The organism is Bradyrhizobium sp. CSS354, assembly GCF_029051725.1.
Classification (GTDB): Bacteria; Pseudomonadota; Alphaproteobacteria; order Rhizobiales; family Xanthobacteraceae; genus Bradyrhizobium.
The window spans coordinates 218,935-236,941 of the sequence record NZ_JAACFU010000001.1; the positions used below are offsets into that span (position 1 = coordinate 218,935).

Annotated in this window: 17 protein-coding genes; 3 read left to right on the forward strand and 14 right to left on the reverse strand. The window is 63.8% G+C overall.

The window, feature by feature from the left end:
- Positions 1–7 precede the first annotated feature (7 nt).
- Positions 8–1,855 (forward strand): glutaminase A, encoded by a 1,848-nt coding sequence (gene glsA / locus GWG67_RS01110; protein WP_275167327.1) that lies wholly within the window; start codon positions 8–10, stop codon positions 1,853–1,855.
- Positions 1,856–1,860: 5 nt separating this feature from the next.
- On the opposite strand, the gene GWG67_RS01115 is transcribed toward glsA, so the two are convergent.
- The 14 genes from GWG67_RS01115 to GWG67_RS01180 all read right to left on the reverse strand — a co-directional run bounded on the left by GWG67_RS01115 (position 1,861) and on the right by GWG67_RS01180 (position 14,671).
- Positions 1,861–2,163 carry a nucleoside triphosphate pyrophosphohydrolase family protein gene (locus GWG67_RS01115; protein ID WP_007609049.1) on the reverse strand — a complete coding sequence of 101 codons (303 nt, stop codon included), beginning with the start codon at positions 2,161–2,163 and terminating at the stop codon, positions 1,861–1,863.
- A 26-nt stretch (positions 2,164–2,189) separates the two neighbouring features.
- The gene (locus tag GWG67_RS01120) at positions 2,190–2,717 is read right to left on the reverse strand and encodes a carboxymuconolactone decarboxylase family protein (protein WP_027517393.1); all 528 of its coding nucleotides are present in this window, start codon (positions 2,715–2,717) and stop codon (positions 2,190–2,192) included.
- A 485-nt stretch (positions 2,718–3,202) separates the two neighbouring features.
- The gene (locus GWG67_RS01125) at positions 3,203–3,562 is read right to left on the reverse strand and encodes a Zn-ribbon domain-containing OB-fold protein (RefSeq protein WP_275167328.1); all 360 of its coding nucleotides are present in this window, start codon (positions 3,560–3,562) and stop codon (positions 3,203–3,205) included.
- Positions 3,559–4,695, reverse strand: coding sequence for a thiolase family protein (locus tag GWG67_RS01130; RefSeq protein ID WP_275167329.1), 1,137 nt, complete (start codon positions 4,693–4,695; stop codon positions 3,559–3,561). Before GWG67_RS01130 ends, GWG67_RS01125 begins: the two co-directional genes overlap by 4 nt.
- A complete protein-coding gene (locus tag GWG67_RS01135; protein WP_275167330.1) occupies positions 4,692–5,915 on the reverse strand; it encodes a CaiB/BaiF CoA-transferase family protein in 1,224 nt (407 codons plus the stop codon). The genes GWG67_RS01130 and GWG67_RS01135 overlap by 4 nt, the downstream gene beginning before the upstream one ends.
- A 121-nt stretch (positions 5,916–6,036) precedes the next feature.
- Positions 6,037–6,243, reverse strand: coding sequence for a hypothetical protein (locus GWG67_RS01140; protein WP_007592312.1), 207 nt, complete (start codon positions 6,241–6,243; stop codon positions 6,037–6,039).
- Between the two features lie 124 nt (positions 6,244–6,367).
- A complete protein-coding gene (locus GWG67_RS01145) occupies positions 6,368–7,537 on the reverse strand; it encodes an acetyl-CoA acetyltransferase (RefSeq protein WP_275167331.1) in 1,170 nt (389 codons plus the stop codon).
- Between the two features lie 59 nt (positions 7,538–7,596).
- Entirely contained in the window at positions 7,597–8,247 is a 651-nt protein-coding gene (eda, locus tag GWG67_RS01150; RefSeq protein ID WP_275167332.1) for a bifunctional 4-hydroxy-2-oxoglutarate aldolase/2-dehydro-3-deoxy-phosphogluconate aldolase, read from the reverse strand.
- A 13-nt stretch (positions 8,248–8,260) separates the two neighbouring features.
- Positions 8,261–9,241: a sugar kinase gene (locus tag GWG67_RS01155; protein WP_275167333.1), complete on the reverse strand. Its 981-nt coding sequence runs from the start codon at positions 9,239–9,241 to the stop codon at positions 8,261–8,263.
- Positions 9,242–9,264: 23 nt separating this feature from the next.
- On the reverse strand, positions 9,265–10,251 hold the full coding sequence (denD, locus tag GWG67_RS01160; protein WP_275167334.1) for a D-erythronate dehydrogenase: 987 nt from the start codon (positions 10,249–10,251) through the stop codon (positions 9,265–9,267).
- Between the two features lie 79 nt (positions 10,252–10,330).
- Positions 10,331–11,206 (reverse strand): carbohydrate ABC transporter permease, encoded by an 876-nt coding sequence (locus GWG67_RS01165; RefSeq protein WP_007592322.1) that lies wholly within the window; start codon positions 11,204–11,206, stop codon positions 10,331–10,333.
- A gap of 2 nt (positions 11,207–11,208) precedes the next feature.
- Complete coding sequence (locus tag GWG67_RS01170) at positions 11,209–12,156, reverse strand: carbohydrate ABC transporter permease (RefSeq protein ID WP_275167335.1); 948 nt, start codon at positions 12,154–12,156, stop codon at positions 11,209–11,211.
- Between the two features lie 66 nt (positions 12,157–12,222).
- Positions 12,223–13,536, reverse strand: coding sequence for an ABC transporter substrate-binding protein (locus GWG67_RS01175; protein WP_106943144.1), 1,314 nt, complete (start codon positions 13,534–13,536; stop codon positions 12,223–12,225).
- 73 nt (positions 13,537–13,609) lie between these two features.
- Positions 13,610–14,671 carry an ABC transporter ATP-binding protein gene (locus GWG67_RS01180; RefSeq protein ID WP_275167336.1) on the reverse strand — a complete coding sequence of 354 codons (1,062 nt, stop codon included), beginning with the start codon at positions 14,669–14,671 and terminating at the stop codon, positions 13,610–13,612.
- Positions 14,672–14,873: 202 nt separating this feature from the next.
- Between GWG67_RS01180 and GWG67_RS01185 the strand changes: the two genes are divergently transcribed.
- Together GWG67_RS01185 and GWG67_RS01190 are read left to right on the forward strand one after the other, a co-directional pair.
- Positions 14,874–15,974: a LacI family DNA-binding transcriptional regulator gene (locus tag GWG67_RS01185; RefSeq protein WP_275167337.1), complete on the forward strand. Its 1,101-nt coding sequence runs from the start codon at positions 14,874–14,876 to the stop codon at positions 15,972–15,974.
- Positions 15,975–16,096: 122 nt separating this feature from the next.
- On the forward strand, positions 16,097–17,926 hold the full coding sequence (locus GWG67_RS01190) for an IlvD/Edd family dehydratase (RefSeq protein WP_275167338.1): 1,830 nt from the start codon (positions 16,097–16,099) through the stop codon (positions 17,924–17,926).
- Positions 17,927–18,007 lie beyond the last annotated feature (81 nt).

Here is an 18,007-nt window from a genome sequence, read left to right on the forward strand (position 1 = left end):
AGAGGCGATGAAACCGCTTTCGCCTCTCGCCACCGCCTGGACCCGTTCGAAGCCGCCTTTGCTGCGGTTTCTGGACAATTGCCTCAACCAATTCTCGGCGGAGACCTCGGGCGCGGTCGCCGACTACATTCCCGAGCTCGGCAAGGCCGATCCTGCCTGTTTCGGCATCAGCCTCGCGACCCTGGACGGTCATGTCTACGAGGTCGGCGACTCCAGGGCGCCCTTCACCATCCAGTCGATGTCCAAGCCGTTCGTGTTCGCACTGGCGCTGGACCTGCTCGGCGCAAACAGGGTGGAGAGCGCGATCGGCGTCGAACCTTCAGGCGATCCCTTCAACTCGATCCGGCTCAATTCGGAGAACCATCCATTCAACCCGATGGTCAATGCCGGCGCGATCGCCTGCACCGGGCTGATCCACGACAGCAAGGGTCCGGATGCCTTCGAGCAAATTTGCCTCGCGCTCAGTCGTTTTGCCGGCCGCGATCTCGCCGTCGACGAGGCCGTCTACGCTTCCGAAAGCCAGACCGGCGACCGCAACCGTGCCATCGGCTATCTCCTCAAGACCAATGCGGTGATCTCGGACAATGTCGCTGCCGTGCTCGACGTCTATTTCCGGCAATGCGCGGTGCTAGTCACCGCGCGCGACATCGCGGTGATGGCGGCAACGCTCGCCAACCGCGGTCTCAACCCGGTCACGGGCGAGCAGGTGCTGAGCGCTTACGCGATCTCGCGCACGCTGTCAGTGATGACGTCGTCGGGCATGTACGATTATGCCGGCGAATGGATCTACCGGATCGGCATCCCTGCCAAGAGCGGCGTCGGCGGCGGAATTCTCGCTGCCCTCCCCGCCCGCCTCGGGCTCGGCAGCTACTCGCCAAGGCTCGACAAGCACGGCAACAGCGTGCGCGGCATCAAGGTGTGCGAGGCTCTGTCCTCGCATTACGATCTGCACATGCTCAACCGCAGCGACGATGCACGCAACGCCGTCATCGCCGATTACGACATCGGCAAGAGCCCGTCGCGGCGCGTGCGCCGCCCACAGGAGCGCGATATTCTCGCAGCCCACGAGCAGGACGTGCGGATCATCGAGCTGGTCGGCACGCTGTCGCTGTCGGCGGTCGACTATGTCTCGCGCCGGCTTGCGGGCCAGCCGCGACCGCAATTCGTGATCTTCGATCTCCACCGCGTCACCTCCACCACGCGCGCCGGGGCGCGGCTGGTGGCCGAAGCATTCGAGGAGCTGGCGGCGCTGAATGTGACCGTCGTCCTGTCAGGCGTCAGGCGCGCCTCCAAGGAATGGGACAGCCTGCGGGAATGGACCGCGGAGCTCAAGAACGTCCGCGATTTCTACCTGCTCGACACCGCAATCGAATGGGCCGAAGACCAGATCGTCTACCGCTACGGCGGCTCGATCGACTTCCATGAGACCACCGAGCTCGCCGAACAGCCGCTGCTGGCCGGTATGAGCGAGGAAGAGCTGACCGACCTCGCCTCGATCTGCACGATCCGGACCTATCAAGCCGGGACAAAGATCCTCACCACCGGCGATCCTGCCGATGCCCTGTTCTTCCTGCGCAGCGGCGCGGTGCATGTCACCCTGCCCGACGGAGTGCGGCTCGCAACACTCACAGCCGGCATGGCCTTCGGCGAAATGGCCCTGATCGAGACCACTCGCTCCGCCGACGTCTTCGCGGATATGGCTGCGACGGCGTTCGAGGCGCCACTGAAAGCGTTCGAGCGCTTCCGCAAGCAGCACCCGCACGCCAGCGAACGCATCATGCGCAATCTTGCGCAGCTTCTCGCCGACCGCTTGATCGTCGCCAACGCCAGGGTGGATATCTTGACCTCGACCTGAGCGGCCTAGCGGCTCGCCGCCTCGCTGATCCGCCGCTTGATCTTGGCGGCGCTGGTCTTGAGCAGCTCGGATGGCTGCTGGCCGGTGGCCACGCACAGGCAGGCCCAGTAGTAGATGACATCGCCCAGTTCATCGACGAGGCCGGCCTGGTCGAGCCAGTCATCGCGGAGCAGCTTCTTGATGTGCTCGGCCACCTCGCCGGATTCCCCGGCGAGTCCGAGGCCCAGATAGGCCAGCCGTTCGTTGGACGGACGCTCATCGACTTTCGCAATCGTTGCAGCCCAGGCGGCATATTCATCGATCGTCATGAGCATCCCTCACAGCAATGCCTCGATCAGCCTACCACTTCGGTGACCGGCTGAAGGTCGATCTCAAAGGTCTCCAGAAATTTCGACGTCATGATGTAGAAGCCGACAGAGAGCTGCAGCTCGACGAGCGCGGCCGGCGTCAGTTTCGATGAGATCGCCTTGAAGGTCGCATCGGTCGGCTTGTTCAGCTTGACGATCTCGTCGGTGAAGGCGAGCGCGGCGCGTTGCGTCTCGTCGAAACAGCTCGCGGCCTGCCAGTTCTCGAGCGCCTCATTCTGCTCGTCGGTGACGCCAACATTCTTGCCGATGCGCTTGTGCGCGACGATCTCATACGGCGCCTCGCACAGGATGCCGGTGCGGGTGATCGCGAGCTCGCGCACGATCGGATCGAGCTCGCCCTTGTGCCGGATGGCGCCGCCGAGCCGGCAGTACTGCTCGAAATAGCTCGGCGAATGCGACATCATCCGGAAGATATTGGCATTACGGTTCTTGTCGAGGATTTCGCGGGTGCGGTCGGATGCCTTGGACGGGTCGCTGTAGTTGATGCGGGCCATGATTTTCCTGAAGTTTTCCCTAAGCCTTTGATGTTTTTTGTCGTTAGCGGCGATAGTTCCACGAAACTGTATTCTTGCGCGTCCGCAGGAGCAACAACATCGAGTCAAAATGCCGCCGCATTGCTGAACGACCTTGGCACAGTCGATATTCGCCGCGTGGGGACTTGATCGCGGCGGATACTCGCAAGGGGTGTTCCGAGTAAAAACAATTGGCCGTCGGGCGCTAACCGCGCATCGATGAGTCACGCCCAAGTCTAGGGAGAAAATGGCATGAAGGAAGCCACCAAGGGGGCGGCCTCGGAAGCGTTCGCGCATATGCTGGCGGTGATGGCGATGCTCGTCATCGCCAGCATCTTGTTCTACGGGCGCTAGTTAAGAGTCGGGTGAGAGCTTTCGTCATTCCGGGGTGGCCCTCGCACAGGTCAGGCCCAGAATTCCCGTTCCAGGCTCGGTCTCTCAGGACCGCCCCCGAATGACGAATCCTACTATGATCTCTTCGTGAAAAACGGCACAATCTTCCCAGCGAACAGTTTGAAGCTCGCACTGACCTCATCGCCGATGGCGAGATTATTCTCACCATGCGCCATCATGCGAAAACCCTCGGCGCAATCGACCAGCAGGATGTTGTAGGGCACGTGGGACCGCGTCTCAGGCGTCGCGGCGCGGCAGACCAGCGAGGCCGCGTAGACCCTGCCTTTGCCGCTGGCGCGTTGCTCGCGCGGATCGGACGCGCCGCAGGCCATGCAGAAGGCGCGTCGAAAATACTGCACATGGCCGCATGCGCCGCAGGTCTGATAGGTGACGGGGTGTTCGCCATTGGTCCAGTCGCCCAGACGCTCGCTCATCGCATCCGCTCCAGGAACATGGTCACGTGAGACGACAGCACGCCGCCGTCGCCGTGCAGCAGCGCGATCGAGGCGTCGCGCACCTGACGATTCGCCGCCCGCCCCGTCATCTGCAGATGCGTTTCGACAAGATGCGCCATGGCGCCACCGACGCCGCAATGACCGTAGCTGAGCAGGCCGCCATGGGTGTTCAGCGGCATCGCGCCGTCACGGCTGAAATGGCCGGCGCGCACGCGCGCGGCTGCCTCGCCCCGGCCAGCAAGGCCGAGGTCTTCCAGCAGCATCGCGAGCGTGATCGTAAAGCTGTCGTAGATCGCGGCGTAGCGCACGTCGGAAATCGCGAGGCCGGTGGCCTCCCTGGCGCGGGCGACGGAGATCTCGGCGCCGAGCTCACTCAGGGCGGGCGCTGCAGTGACGTGCTGATGGGTATGAGCCTGGGCACAGCCGCGAATGCGCACGCCGGCCTCTCCGGTCCGCTCGCGGCTGACGACGAAGGCGGCGCCTCCGTCGGACACCGGACAGCAATCGAGCAGCTTCAGCGGCATCGCCACCGGCTTCGAGGCCATGACGTCGGCGACCTCGATGGGATCTTGGAATTGCGCACCGGGATGATTGCAGGCGTGGGCGCGCATCAGCACCGCGAATTCGGCGAGGTCTTCTTCGGTCACGCCGTATTCGTGCATGTATCTGTTAGCGACCAGGCCGTAATAGGCGGGAATGGTCGGGCCGAGCGGCACCTCGTAGTCGGGATGGCCGACCTGCGCCAACGCCTGGATCGAGGCATCGCGGCTCTGCCCGGTGAGGCGGTTCTCGCCGGCGACGACGAGCACATTGCGGGCGACGCCCGCTTCGACGAGATGATGCGCGAGCATGGTCATCGCGAGCCCGGTCGCGCCGCCGACTTGGACGGCGTGGGCGTAATTGGGGCGGATGCCAAAATGCTCGGCAAAGACGGTCGCCAGCATGATGTGCGGCGACACGGTAGAGTAGCCGCAGAGGATGCCGTCGACGTCGGCGCGGTTGAGCCCGGCATCGTCGAGCGCGGTTTGCGCGGCCCTGCTCATCAGGTCGAGCGAGGACGAACCTTCGTGCTTGCCGAAAGGCGTGAGGCCGACGCCGGTGATGAAGCTCACGGACGCACCTGTGCATCGTCATTCCGGGGCGGCGAACGGGTAACGCCATCGCGCACCATGGCGTCGATCTCGTCGGCGAAATAGCCGATCTCACGCAGGATTTCCGCGCCGTGCTCGTTGAGCTGCGGCGCAAGCCGCACCGGTTCGGCCTCGGTCTCGGACCAGGTCGCCGTCACCCTCATACTCCGGATCGGCCCTTCGGTTGGATGGTTCACCACCGGAAAGAAGTTGGTCGCCTCCAGATGCTCATCGTGCAGCATCGACGCGAGGTCGTGCATCGGCATCACAGGCACGTCCGCCCTGGTGAGCAGGTCGATCCATTCCTCGGTGCTGCGCGTCTCGAAGATGCGCGCGAGTTCGGCATAGACGACGTCGATATTGGCGGCGCGGCCGGCGAATGTCGCGAACATCGCGTCGGCGCGCAGGTCGTCGCGCCCCGTCGCCTTGAAGAAATTCTCCCACTGCTTGTCGTTGTAGACGATGACGCTGAGATAGCCGTCCGAGGTCTTGTAGGGCCTGCGGTCGCGCGAGAGGTGTCGGGCGTAACCGCCCTTGTCGAGCGGGGGCTCGTAGGTGAGACCGCCCATGTGGTCGCCCATGACGAAGCCGGCCATGGTCTCGAACATCGGGATGTCGACGCGCTGGCCTTGCCCGGTCCGGTCGCGGTGGACGAGGCTGGCGCAGATCGCGCCGACAGCGGTCAAGCCAACGATGCGATCGACCAGTGCGTTCGGCACATAGCGCGGCACGCCGTCACCGGTCTGCGCCATCAAGGCCGGCAGCGCGGTGGCGCCCTGGATCAGATCGTCATAGGCGGGCTTTGCGGCATACGGCCCGTCCTGGCCGAAGCCGAACACGCCGGCATAGACCAGCCGCGGATTGATCTTGCAAACAACGTCATAGTCCAGTTGAAGCCGCGCCATCGCCTGCGGGCGAACGTTGTAGACGAGCACGTCGGCGTCCTTCAGCAAGCGCAGCACGGCCTCGCGGCCGGCGGGCTTCTTCAGGTCGAGGCAGATCGAGCGCTTGCTGCGGTTGGTATTGAGGAACACCGGGCCCATGCCGGCGTGCCGCATCGGACCAATCAGGCGGGTGACGTCGCCGTCCAGAGACTCCACCTTGATGACGTCTGCGCCGTAGTCGCCGAGCATCTGGGTCGCATAGGGACCCATCAGCACGGTGGTCATGTCGACGACCTTGATGCCCTTCAGCGGCCCCATCGTTCACTCCCGATTGCGCGGGCTCAGATGAGCCCTGCGATTTCGGTCCAGCTAACGGCAGCGGCGGCGCGCGCGCAAGGGCGGCCGGCGTATGGCCGCATGCGCCGGCGAAGAAAGTCGGCTATTTCTTCTGACGGGATTCGCGCACTTTGAGGAGACGGTCGAGCTCCTCATTCTGCTGGTTGATGCGATCCGCGATCCGCGACTCGTTCTGCTCACCCGAGGCGGCCGCGGCCTGCTCGATGAGCTGGCGGATATTGTCCTCGAGAATCGCGATGCGATCGTTGAGTGCGTCCATCGACAGCGAATCTTCGTAGTCATTGCTCATGATGCATCCCCTGCAAATCGATCATGAGCTTTAAGGGCCCCGGGGGAGCCCACCATGATCTAGCGCAAGATAAGAAGGTGGGCACGGCGCTTGCGCGCCTTTGCCCACCCTACAAGGTCGGAGCTTACTTCAGCGGCTCCAGTACGGAGACGTAGTTGGCGACCGCCGCACCGCCCATGTTGAAGATGCCACCGAGTTTTGCGTTCTTGAGCTGCATGCCCTCGGGCGCTTGGCCGGCGAGCTGCATCGCGGTCATCACGTGCATGGAGACGCCGGTGGCGCCGATCGGATGGCCCTTGGCCTTCAGGCCGCCGGACGGATTGACCGGCAGCTTGCCGTCCTTGAGCGTCCAGCCTTCCTTGATGGCGCGGGCACCCTGCCCCCTCGGCGTCAGGCCCATCGCCTCGTACTCGATCAGCTCGGCGACGGTGAAGCAGTCATGGGTCTCGACGAAAGAGAGATCGGTGAGCGCAACACCCGCCTTCTCCAGCGCGCGCTGCCAGGCGACCGTGCAGCCCTCGAACTGGAGGATGTCGCGCTTGGACATCGGCAGAAAATCCTGGGCGTGCGCGGTGGCGCGGAAGCCGATCGACTTGCTCATGCCCTTGGCGGTTTCCGCGTCGGCCAGCACCAGGGCAGCGGCACCGTCCGAGACCAGCGAGCAGTCGGTGCGCTTCAGGGGGCCGGCAACGTAGGGGTTCTTCTCGCTCTCGGCGCGGCAGAACTCGAAGCCAAAGTCCTTGCGCATCTGGGCGAAGGGATTGGCAACACCGTTCTTGTGGTTCTTGGCCGCGATCAGCGCCAGTGCATCGGACTGATCGCCGTATTTCTGGAAATAGGAGCTGGCGATCTTGCCGAACACGCCGGCGAAGCCGCCGACGGTGTCGCCGTCCTCGGGCAGATAGGACGCCTTGAGCAGGTTCTTGCCGATCTCCGGCCCCGGCGTGCGCGTCATCTGTTCGACGCCGACAACGAGGACAATCCTGGCCGCGCCGGCCGCGATCGCGCGCACGCCCTGATGGACGGCGGCGGAGCCGGTGGCGCAGGCGTTCTCGACCCGGGTCGCCGGCTTGAAGCGCAGCTCCGGGTCGGCCTGAAGCACCAGTGAGGCGGTAAAATCCTGGGGCGAGAAGCCGGCGTTGAAATGGCCGAGCACGATCTCGTCGACATCGCCGGCCGAAATGCCGGCATCCGCCAGCGCCTCATTGGCGACCTTCACCACAAGGCTTTCCACGGTCTCGGTGTCGAACTTGCCGAATGGCGTATGCGCCCATCCGACGATGCTGGCGGTCATGATCTTTCTCCCTGGCGGTCTCTTGCTGACCTAAGTCTTAGCCCAGGGATGGCAAGACTTCACGCGGGTTTAAGGGCCTGGAGGGTGCGCTGGCAGATGGCAGTTATGCCGGCCCAGTTCCCGGCCCTGATCTCCGCCGTCGGGCACAGCCAGGAACCGCCGACCGCGACCACATTGGGCTCCGCGAGCCAGGTCGCCGCATTGGCCTCGCCGACCCCGCCGGTCGGGCAGAACCGCACGTTCGGGAACGGCCCACCCAGCGAACGCAGCCCCTTGATGCCGCCGGCCTGCTCGGCCGGGAAAAATTTTGCTACGTCGAAGCCGTAGGACAGCGCCATCATCAGCTCGGACGCGGTGGCGATGCCCGGCGCAAACGGCAAGGAGCTATGGGTGGCGGCCTTCAAGAGGTCCGGGGTCAAGCCCGGGCTGATGCCGAACGCAACGCCGAGCTTCTCGACACGCGTAAAGTCCGCCGGATTCAGAATCGTGCCGATGCCGACCACCGCCTCGGGCACCTCGGCCATCATCGCCCTCGCCGCCTCGATCGCAACGGGGGTCCGCATGGTCACCTCCAGCGTGCGGACGCCGCCGGCCACCAGCGCACGCGCCAGCGGCACAGCATCCTGAATCCGCTCGATGGTGAGGACGGGAATGACGGTCGCGGCCTTGAACAGCGCGACGAGGTGGTTCTGCTGGGCAGTGGTGGTCATCTTGGCTTTCGTTTCACTTGGTCGCTTGACGCGTCGTCGCCGGCCGGTGCCGTTTCTTCGGCGGCATGGCATAACCCGGAATGATGGCGCCGGAATAGCAGATCACGAGGCTGGCGAGGCGGTGCCCGGCCTGGGCGGCCTCGACCGGGTCGGAACCGGCGAGCCGCGCCGCGATATAGGCCGCGGCAAAACTGTCGCCGGCCGCGGTGGTGTCGACCACGGGTTTAGTCATGGGCTCGGCGCGAACCTCGTAGGGCCCCCCGGGAAAACGCAGCAGGCTGACCGGATCGGCGAGCCGGAACACCAGCTCGGGGCTCGGGATGCGCGCCATCAACTGCTCGTGGCTCTCGCCGGGATAAAGGGCGAGCAGATCCTCGGTCGAGGTCAGCACGATGTCGGCAGCCGCGAAGGCGGCTGAAAACACCTCGCGCGCGACGTCGCGATCCGGCCATCCCCGCGCGCGGAAATTGGTGTCGAACACGAAACGGGTGCCGAGCAGGCGCGCGCGCTTGATCGCCGCGAACAGGCGCTCGCGCCCGGCCGCGTCGTAGATCGAGAGCGTGATCGCAGAGAGATAGACGATGTCGTAGCTCATCAGGGAGTTGAGGAGATCGTCCGTCTCCGGCAGATTCATTAGCTGGCGCGCCGCCGCACTGTCGCGCCAGTGGAAGAACTGGCGCTCGCCCTTCGCATCGAGCTGGATCATGTAGAGGCCCGGCAGCTTGCCCGGCAGCCGCACGACGCGCCTGGTGCCGACGCCCTCCGCAGTCCAGGCCGCGATCATCTCATCGCTCAGGGCATCGTCGCCAAGCGCGGTGAGATAATCGACTTTGACCTCGAGCCGCGCGAGGTACACGGCCGTGTTGAGAGTGTCGCCGCCGAATCCGCGCGAGTAGAGGCCGCCGCCCTGCCCGCTGGAATGTCCGGCGGATTGTCCACCCTGGGCCTGCCGGAGCTCGACCATGCATTCGCCGATGCAAGCAACGCTCGCCATCACTTTACCCGCTCAGTCAGAGATCAGGCGACGAAATCGCCGCCGAGCTCGTCTTCGATGTGAATGCGGATGATGTCGTCGAAAGTCTTCTCGGCGGTGGTGAAGCCGAGCTCGAGCGACCGCTTTGCATTGAAGTTGCGCGGCCAGCCGCCGACGATGCCGACGATGAAGGGATCGGGCTCCCGCTTGATGCGGGCGGCGACCTTGTCGCCGGCGACGCGTTTCAGCGCAGCGATCTGCTCGCCAACCGTCGCCGACAGGCCCGGCATGGTCAAGTTGCGGCGCGGCCCCACCGCTGCGAGGTCCATGGTGGCGGCATGCAGCAGGAAGCCGACGGCGGAGCGCGGCGTGGCATGCCAGTGGCGGACGTCTTCGGATACCGGAAGGACCACTTCCTTGCCGGCCAGCGGCTCGCGCAGGATGTTGGAGAAGAAGCCCGATGCCGCCTTATTGGGCAGGCCGGGCCGAATGCAGATGGTCGGCAGGCGGATGCCGATGCCGTCGAGGAAGCCGCGGCGGGAATAGTCGGCCAGCAGCAATTCGCCGATCGCCTTCTGCGTACCGTAGCTCAGAAGCGGCGTGTGGAAGAACTCGTCGCCGATCGCATCGGGGAACGGCGCGCCGAACACTGCGATCGAGGACGTGAAGACCACGCGCGGCTTGTAGCCGCCGCCTGCGAGCCTGACGGCATCGAGCAGCATCCGCGTGCCGTCGAGATTGATGCGGTAGCCCTTGTCGAAATCGAGCTCGGCTTCGCCCGAGACGATCGCGGCGAGATGAAAGATCACGTCCGGACGGCCGGCGATCAGCTTTTCGGCCGCACCCGGCACGGCGAAATCGCTCGACACGGTCTCGACGGCAAAGCCGGCTTTTTCCGGCGCCTTCGGCTCGACCACGTCATGCATGGTCAGCTTGGTGATGTCGCTCTTGCCGAGCCGGCCGTCGCGCAACAACCGTTCGCACAATTTGCGGCCGACCATGCCGGCGGCGCCCAGAACCAGAATGTGCAAGAGCCTACTCCTTTTTATTGGCCGGAACGCGCCGGTTTCGGCGATTCGTCCTGGCGCGCGCTCAAGGCAGGCCCCGCGATCATTCCTTCACGGCGCCGGTCATCGCCGACACATAATACTCCACGAAGAAGGAATAAAGGATAACTACGGGAACCGAGCCAGTCAGAGCCGCCGCCATCAGCGCGCCCCAGTGGTAGACGTCGCCATTGACGAGCTCGGTGATCGCGCCGACGGGGATCGTCTTGTTCTCGGACGAGGAAATGAAGGTCAGCGCGTAGATGAACTCGTTCCAGGACAACGTGAAAGCGAAGATGCCCGCCGAGATCACTCCGGGCAGCGACAGCGGCAGCGTGATCTTCATCAGAATCTGCAGCCGCGTCGCCCCGTCAATCAGCGCACACTCCTCCAGCTCATAGGGGATGGTGCGGAAATAGCCCATCAGGAGCCAGGTGCAGAACGGGATCAGGAAGGTCGGATAGGTCAGGATCAGCGCCAGATTGCCGTCGAACAGGCCGAGCTGAAACACGATCGCCGCCAGCGGAATGAACAGGATCGAGGGCGGCACGAGATAGCCGAGGAAGATCGCAAGGCCGACATAGCGCGAGCCCTTGTAGCGCAGGCGCTCGATCGCGTAGGCGGCGCAGACGCTGGCGAACAGCGAGATGAAAGTCGAGGACACCGAGACGATCACGGTGTTCCACATCCAGAGCGGATAGTCTGTGTCGAAGAACAGCTTCTTGATGTGCTCCAGCGTCGGATGCACGATCCAGAACGGATTGTACTTTTCGTAATCGTACATTTCCGCGTCCGGCTTGAACGTCGCGACCGCCATCCAGTAGAACGGGAACAGCAGGAAGAAGATGATCAGGCCGAGCGGAAGGTAGACGCGGAAGAACTTCCGCGGGAAGCTCTCGAGGTAGTCCATTCCGACGCTTTGGTCATCTGCCGTGGTCATGGTCAGTCCCTCCCGCCCTGCTGCCAGCGGGAACGCTGAAGCCCAAAGAAGCTGAGCAGGATCGCCGCGACCAGGAACGGAATCATCGCGTTCGAGATCGCCGCGCCCTCGCCCAGATTGCCGCCGGTGATCGCGCGCTGGAACGACAGCGTCGCCATCAGATGGGTGGAGTTGATCGGCCCACCCCGCGTGATGGTGTAGATGAGCTGGAAGTCGGTGAAGGTCATCAGCACCGAGAACGTCATCACGACCGCGATGATCGGCGACAGCATCGGTAGCGTGATGTGGCGGAAGCGCTGCAGATTGGTGGCGCCGTCGAGATTGGCGGCCTCATAGAGCGAGGGCGAGATGGTCTGAAGTCCCGCCAGCAACGTGATCGCCACGAAAGGCACGCCGCGCCAGATATTGGCGGCGACGACCGACCAGCGCGCATTCCAGGGATCGCCGAGGAAATCGATATAGCGTGTGATCAGGCCGGCCTTGATCAACACCCAGGAGATGATCGAGAACTGGCTGTCATAGATCCACCAGAACGCGATTGCAGAAAGCACCGTGGGCACGACGAAGGGCAACAGGACGATGGCGCGGACCATCGACTTGAACGGCAGCCGCTCGTTGAGCAGCAGCGCCAAATAGAGGCCGATGGCGAATTTCACCGCGCTGGCCGCGACCGTGTAGAAGATCGTGTTGAACACCGACAGCCAGAACACCGAGTCCTTCGACAGCGAGACGAAGTTCTGGAAGCCGATGTAGCGCCCGGCTCCGCCGATCTTGGTATCGGTCATGCCGAGCCAGAAGCCCAGCGCCAGCGGGTAGGCCAGAAACAGGATGAGGATGGCGATTGCCGGCACCATGAACATCGCGCCGAGGAAATTCCGGCTCTCGAATGCTCTGGTCCACAAGCTGCTGCGCTTGACCTGCGCGACTGCGGACTCGGCCATAACTGCCATGTCGGATTCCCCTCGACGAAAAGTCGCGGCGTCCGGCGAACCGGACGCCGCGTAGATTGGAGCTGATCAGACCTGATAGTAGCGCTTGGCGCGTTCGGCCGCGCGTGCGGCTGCCGCCTTCGGCGTCACGGAGCCCGACGCCGCCTCGGCGAACATGTCGACGACGACGAAGTCGCCCATCACGGCGGCAGAGGCATAGCCGAGATCGCCGGCAAAGCCGTTGTCGCGGCAGCGCTTCAGGCAGTCGCGATACGGCGTGATCTTCGGATCCGACGTCCACACCGGGTTGTCGTTGTAGGCCGGCAGCGGCGGCGACACGTAGCCGTTGGAGGAGACCTCCCAGGCGTCGTAGTTCGCCTTGTCCATCATGAACTTGATGTACTCCTTGACCGCCTTGGGATACTTCGAGTGCTTGTAGCCGTAATAGACGAGCACGTTCTGCTGCTCGGTCGACACGCCCACGGGACCGATCGGCATCGGCGCGTGGTTCATGTCCTTGGCAATTTCCTGCTGCTTCGGATCGGTGGAGTTCTTGCCGACGGTCCAGATCGAGATACCGTTCAGCGTCAGGCTGAGCTCGCCGTTGAGGAACGCCTTGTTGTTGTTCGAGTCATTCCACGACAGCACGCCGGGGATGAAGGTCTCGTAGAGCTGCTTGACGTATTCGAGCGCGGCGATCGTCTCCGGCGAGTCGATCACGACCTCGTTCTTGTCGTTGACGACCTTGCCGCCGAAGGCCCACAGCGCCCACTGGCACCAGCCGTTGGCGTCGCCCGTGGCGTGGCCGAGCGCGAAACCGGCCGGCGTGTTGTTCTTCTTCAGCGCCTGGCAGAGCTTGAGGAAGCCGGCGGTGTCCTTCGGAAATTCATCGAAGCCGGCGGCCTTCACGTGGCTGACGCGGTAGTTCAGGCAGCCGCCGGTTGCGCCCTGCGGAATGGCGATCCAGCTGTTGCCCTTCTTGCCGTAGCGTTCGGCAACCGGGTACCAGCCGCCATACTGCGCGCCGAGATAGTCGGCGACGTCAGTCATGTCGATCAGCTTTTCCGGGAATTTATGGGGATCATCAAGCGTGCCGATGATCAGGTCGGGACCGGCGCCGACATTGGCGGCGACTGCGGCTTTCGGGCGGATGTCTTCCCAGCTCTCGGCCTCGAGCTTGACCTTGACGCCGGTCTTCTCGGAGAACGCCTTGGTCTGTTCGGCGAATTTGTCGAACTCGGCCTGAATGAACTGCTTCCAGCGCAGCACGCGGATGGAGGCGTTCGGCTCGGGCGTGTTGGTCCACTCCGCCGCGCGCACCGGGACAATGCCCGGGCCGGCCAGCAGCGCCGCGCCGCCCAGACCGACTTTAAGCACACTTCGCCTGTCGAAATCGCTCATCGTTCTCTCCCTAAATTTTATACTTGTATTGGGTCGTCTTGTATTGGTCGTCTTTGGCCGTTCTTCGGCCTCGCTACACTCGCTTGCCCGTCGCCTCGTCGAACAGATGAATCACGGAAGGATCGGGCTTCAGCTTGACCTTGTCACCCGGGTTGAACTGGTGACGTTCGCGGAAGACCGCGACGACCTGCTCACCACCGAGCTTCGCAAACACCTGCGTTTCCGAGCCGGTCGGCTCGACCACGACGATCTCGGCATCGGCGCCGTCGTCAGCGATGGTGAAATGCTCGGGACGTACGCCGTAAACGACAGGACGGCCATCGGACGCCGCCGGCGCGTTCTGGAGCGGCAGCTTGACGCCGTTCGGGCCCTCGAAGGTCGCGACGCCGTTGACGCGCACATGACCCTTCAGGAAGTTCATGGACGGCGAGCCGATGAAGCCAGCGACGAACTGGTTGTCGGGCTTGTCGTAGAGCTCGAGCGGCGTCCCCATCTGCTCGACGATGCCGTCATGCATGACGACGATCTTGTCGGCCATGGTCATGGCCTCGATCTGATCGTGGGTGACGTAGACGGTCGTGGTCTTCAGCCGCTGGTGCAGCTCCTTGATCTCGGTGCGCATCGCGACGCGCAGCTTGGCGTCGAGGTTCGACAAGGGCTCGTCGAACAGGAACACCTGCGGATCGCGCACGATGGCGCGGCCCATGGCGACGCGCTGGCGCTGGCCGCCGGAGAGCTGGCGCGGATAGCGTTCGAGCAGCGGCGACAACGCCAGGATCTCGGCGGCGCGCTTGACGCGTTTGTTGATCTCTTCGGTGCTCTCGCCCCGCAGCTTCATCGAGAAGCCCATGTTCTCGCCGACCGTCATGTGCGGATAAAGCGCGTAGTTCTGGAACACCATCGCAATGTCCCGCTCCTTGGGCTGGACATTGTTGACGACGCGGTCGCCGATCGAGATCGTGCCGGAGGTGATGTTCTCGAGACCGGCGAGCATGCGCAGAAGCGTCGACTTGCCGCAGCCGGAGGGGCCAACCAGGACGACGAACTGGCCGTCCTCGATCGGAATCGAAACGCCGTGCAGGACTTCAAAATTGCCGAACGATTTCCGCACGTCGCGGATTTGCACAGACGACATCTAGCTCCCTCCTCGAAAGTCCACGACGCATCTTGCGCCGCGACCGTCTTGTTTTTTCAGACTTCACCGAACGAAGCCCAACCTTAGCGGGCGACATTGTCGGCAGTTTGTGCGGTTTTGGCAATTTGTCTTTGGTTAGTCTGTGCTGGTAGCGCTGTCAACGTTCCTTTGTTTGCGACAGTGAGTGTGTTATGAGCAGCAAATGGGTCGAAACCGCACCAAGTCAGGCAAAATCCGGCTGGCGGAAGTCGCCGAGCTTGCCGGCGTCAGCCCGATCACGGCGTCCCGCTTCTTCCGCAATCCCGAGGCGCTGTCGCTCGCCAAACGGACCCGGGTCGAGAGCGCGGCCAGGGAGCTCGGCTATGTGCCGAATCTGGCGGCGCGCGCGTTGGCCTCGCAGCGCACCGAGGTGATCGGTGTCTTGATTCCGTCACTGACCAATAACGTGTTCTCCGACGTGCTGCGCGGCATCTACGACGCCTCCGAAAACAGCCGTTACTCGATCCAGTTATCCAACACACGCTACAGTATTCTCCAGGAGGAGAAGCTGCTGCGGCTGTTTCTTGCGCAGAAGCCGGCCGGGCTGATCGTCACCGGCATCGACCAGACCACCGAATCCCGCGCGATGCTCGATGCTGCCGACTGCCCGATCGTGCAAATCATGGAGATCGGACCCGATCCGATCGACATGATGATCGGCTTTTCGCACTATGACGCAGCCCGTGCGGCGGTTGCGCATCTGTTCGCGCAAGGTCACCGCAAGATCGGCTTCGTCGGCGCGCGGATGGATCCGCGGGTGCAGCGGCGGCTCGACGGATACGTCTCGGCCATGAAGGACGCCGGACTGTTCGAGCAACGCCTCGTCGTCACGACGGCGACACCGACGTCGGTGACGCTCGGAGGCGCCCTGTTCACCGATCTCCTGACGCGGGAGCCCGGCATGGACGCGGTGTTCTGCGCCAATGACGACCTCGCGCTGGGAGTGCTGTTCGAATGCAGGCGCCGCGAGATCGCGATCCCCGAACAGATCGCGATCGTCGGCTTCAACGATCTCGAATTCATGGCCTCCGCCGTCCCGACTCTCACGAGCGTACGCACCAACCGCTACGAGATGGGGAACACGGCAGCCAGCATGCTGATCGACGCGATCGACGGACGGCGTCCGGAGCATCCGGTGCTCGATCTCGGCTTCAAGGTGATCGAGCGGCAAAGCTCGTCGGCCCGGCGTTCCGACAACCGGCCAGCCGTTTCAGGCGCAGGCGCTGCGAACAAAATGGTAGCGTTACCAAGTGGCCATGACTAGTATCGGATTTGTGAGGAAACGACCCGCCAGCGGGCAGGCAAATCGTCGCTCGCGCCGTTGGGCATCGCACAAGCCGATACCATAGAACGGACGCCAGTGCGTTTGCATTGCAGGAGAAACCAATGACAAAAAAACCAACCAATGGGCATGCCCCCGCCGGCAACGGCGCTCGCCGCCACCTCCGCTCGCAGGAATGGTTCAACAATCCGCATAATCCGGGCATGACCGCGCTCTATCTGGAGCGCTATCTGAACTACGGTCTCACCCGCGCCGAGCTTCAGTCCGGCAAGCCGATCATCGGCATCGCGCAGACCGGCAACGACCTCTCCCCCTGCAACCGCCACCACATCGAGCTTGCCCATCGCGTCCGCGAAGGCATTCGCGAGGCCGGCGGCATTGCGATGGAATTCCCGACCCATCCGATCCAGGAGACCGGCAAGCGCCCTACCGCGGCGCTCGACCGCAACCTCGCTTATCTCGGCCTGGTCGAGATCCTTTACGGCTATCCCCTCGACGGCGTGGTGCTGACCACCGGCTGCGACAAGACCACGCCGGCCTGCATGATGGCGGCGGCAACCGTCAACCTGCCCGCGATCGTGCTGTCGGGCGGGCCGATGCTAAACGGCTGGCACAATGGCGAGCGCACCGGCTCCGGCACCATCGTCTGGAAATCGCGCGAGCGGCTCGCCGCCGGCGAGATCGACTATGAAGAATTCATGGAGATCGTGGCGTCCTCGGCGCCCTCGGTCGGTCATTGCAACACCATGGGCACCGCCTCGACCATGAACGGGCTTGCTGAAGCGCTCGGCTTCTCGCTGCCGGGCTGTGCGGCGATCCCCGCTCCCTATCGCGAGCGCGGCCAGATCGCCTATGAGACAGGGAAGCGCGCCGTCGAGATGGTCTGGGAGGATCTAAAGCCCTCGGACATCCTCACCCGCGAGGCGTTCGAGAACTGCATCGTGATCAACTCGGCAATCGGCGGCTCGACCAACGCGCCGATCCACATCAACGCGCTGGCGCGCCACATCGGCGTCGAGCTCTCCATCGACGACTGGCAGAAGGTCGGCCACGACGTGCCGCTCCTGGTCAACATGCAGCCGGCCGGCTTCTATCTCGGCGAGGAATTCCACCGCGCCGGCGGCGTGCCGGCGGTGGTGCGCGAATTGATGAAGCACAAGCGGATCCACGAGAACGCGGTCACCGTGAACGGCCGCGGCATCGGCGAGAACTGCGCCAATGCGCCAAAACCCGACAACGACGTGATCTGGGCTTACGACAAGCCGCTGGTGAAGGACGCCGGGTTCCTGGTGCTGCGCGGCAATCTGTTCGATTCCGCGATCATGAAGACCAGCGTGATCTCCAAGGAATTCCGCGATCGCTATCTCAGCAACCCGACCGATCTCAATGCTTTCGAGGGCCGCGCCGTCGTGTTCGAGGGTCCCGAGGACTATCACGAGCGGATCGACGATCCCTCGCTCGAGATCGACGAGCGCTGCGTGCTGTTCATCCGCGGCACCGGCCCGATCGGCTATCCCGGCGGCGCCGAGGTCGTGAACATGCAGCCGCCTGCCGCGCTGATCAAACGTGGCATCATGTCCCTGCCCTGCATCGGCGACGGCCGCCAGTCGGGCACCTCGGGTTCGCCTTCGATCCTCAATGCTTCGCCGGAAGCCGCCGCCAATGGCGGGCTCGCGATCCTCAGGAACGGCGACAAGGTGCGCGTCGATCTGAACAAGGGCAGCGCCAACATTCTCATCTCCGACGACGAGGTGAAGAAGCGCCACGCCGAGCTGAAGGCCAGTGGCGGCTTCAAGCATCCGCCGAACCAGACGCCGTGGCAGGAGCTTTATCGCAACACCGTCGGCCAGCAGTCGACCGGCGCTTGCATAGAACTCGCCACGCGCTATCAGAACGTCGCCGGCACCTTTGGTGTGGCGCGGGATAATCACTGACCACTCGTCATTGCGAGGAGCGAAGCGACGAAGCAATCCAGGCTGGCCTCCGCGGCGGGACTCTGGATTGCTTCGCTTCGC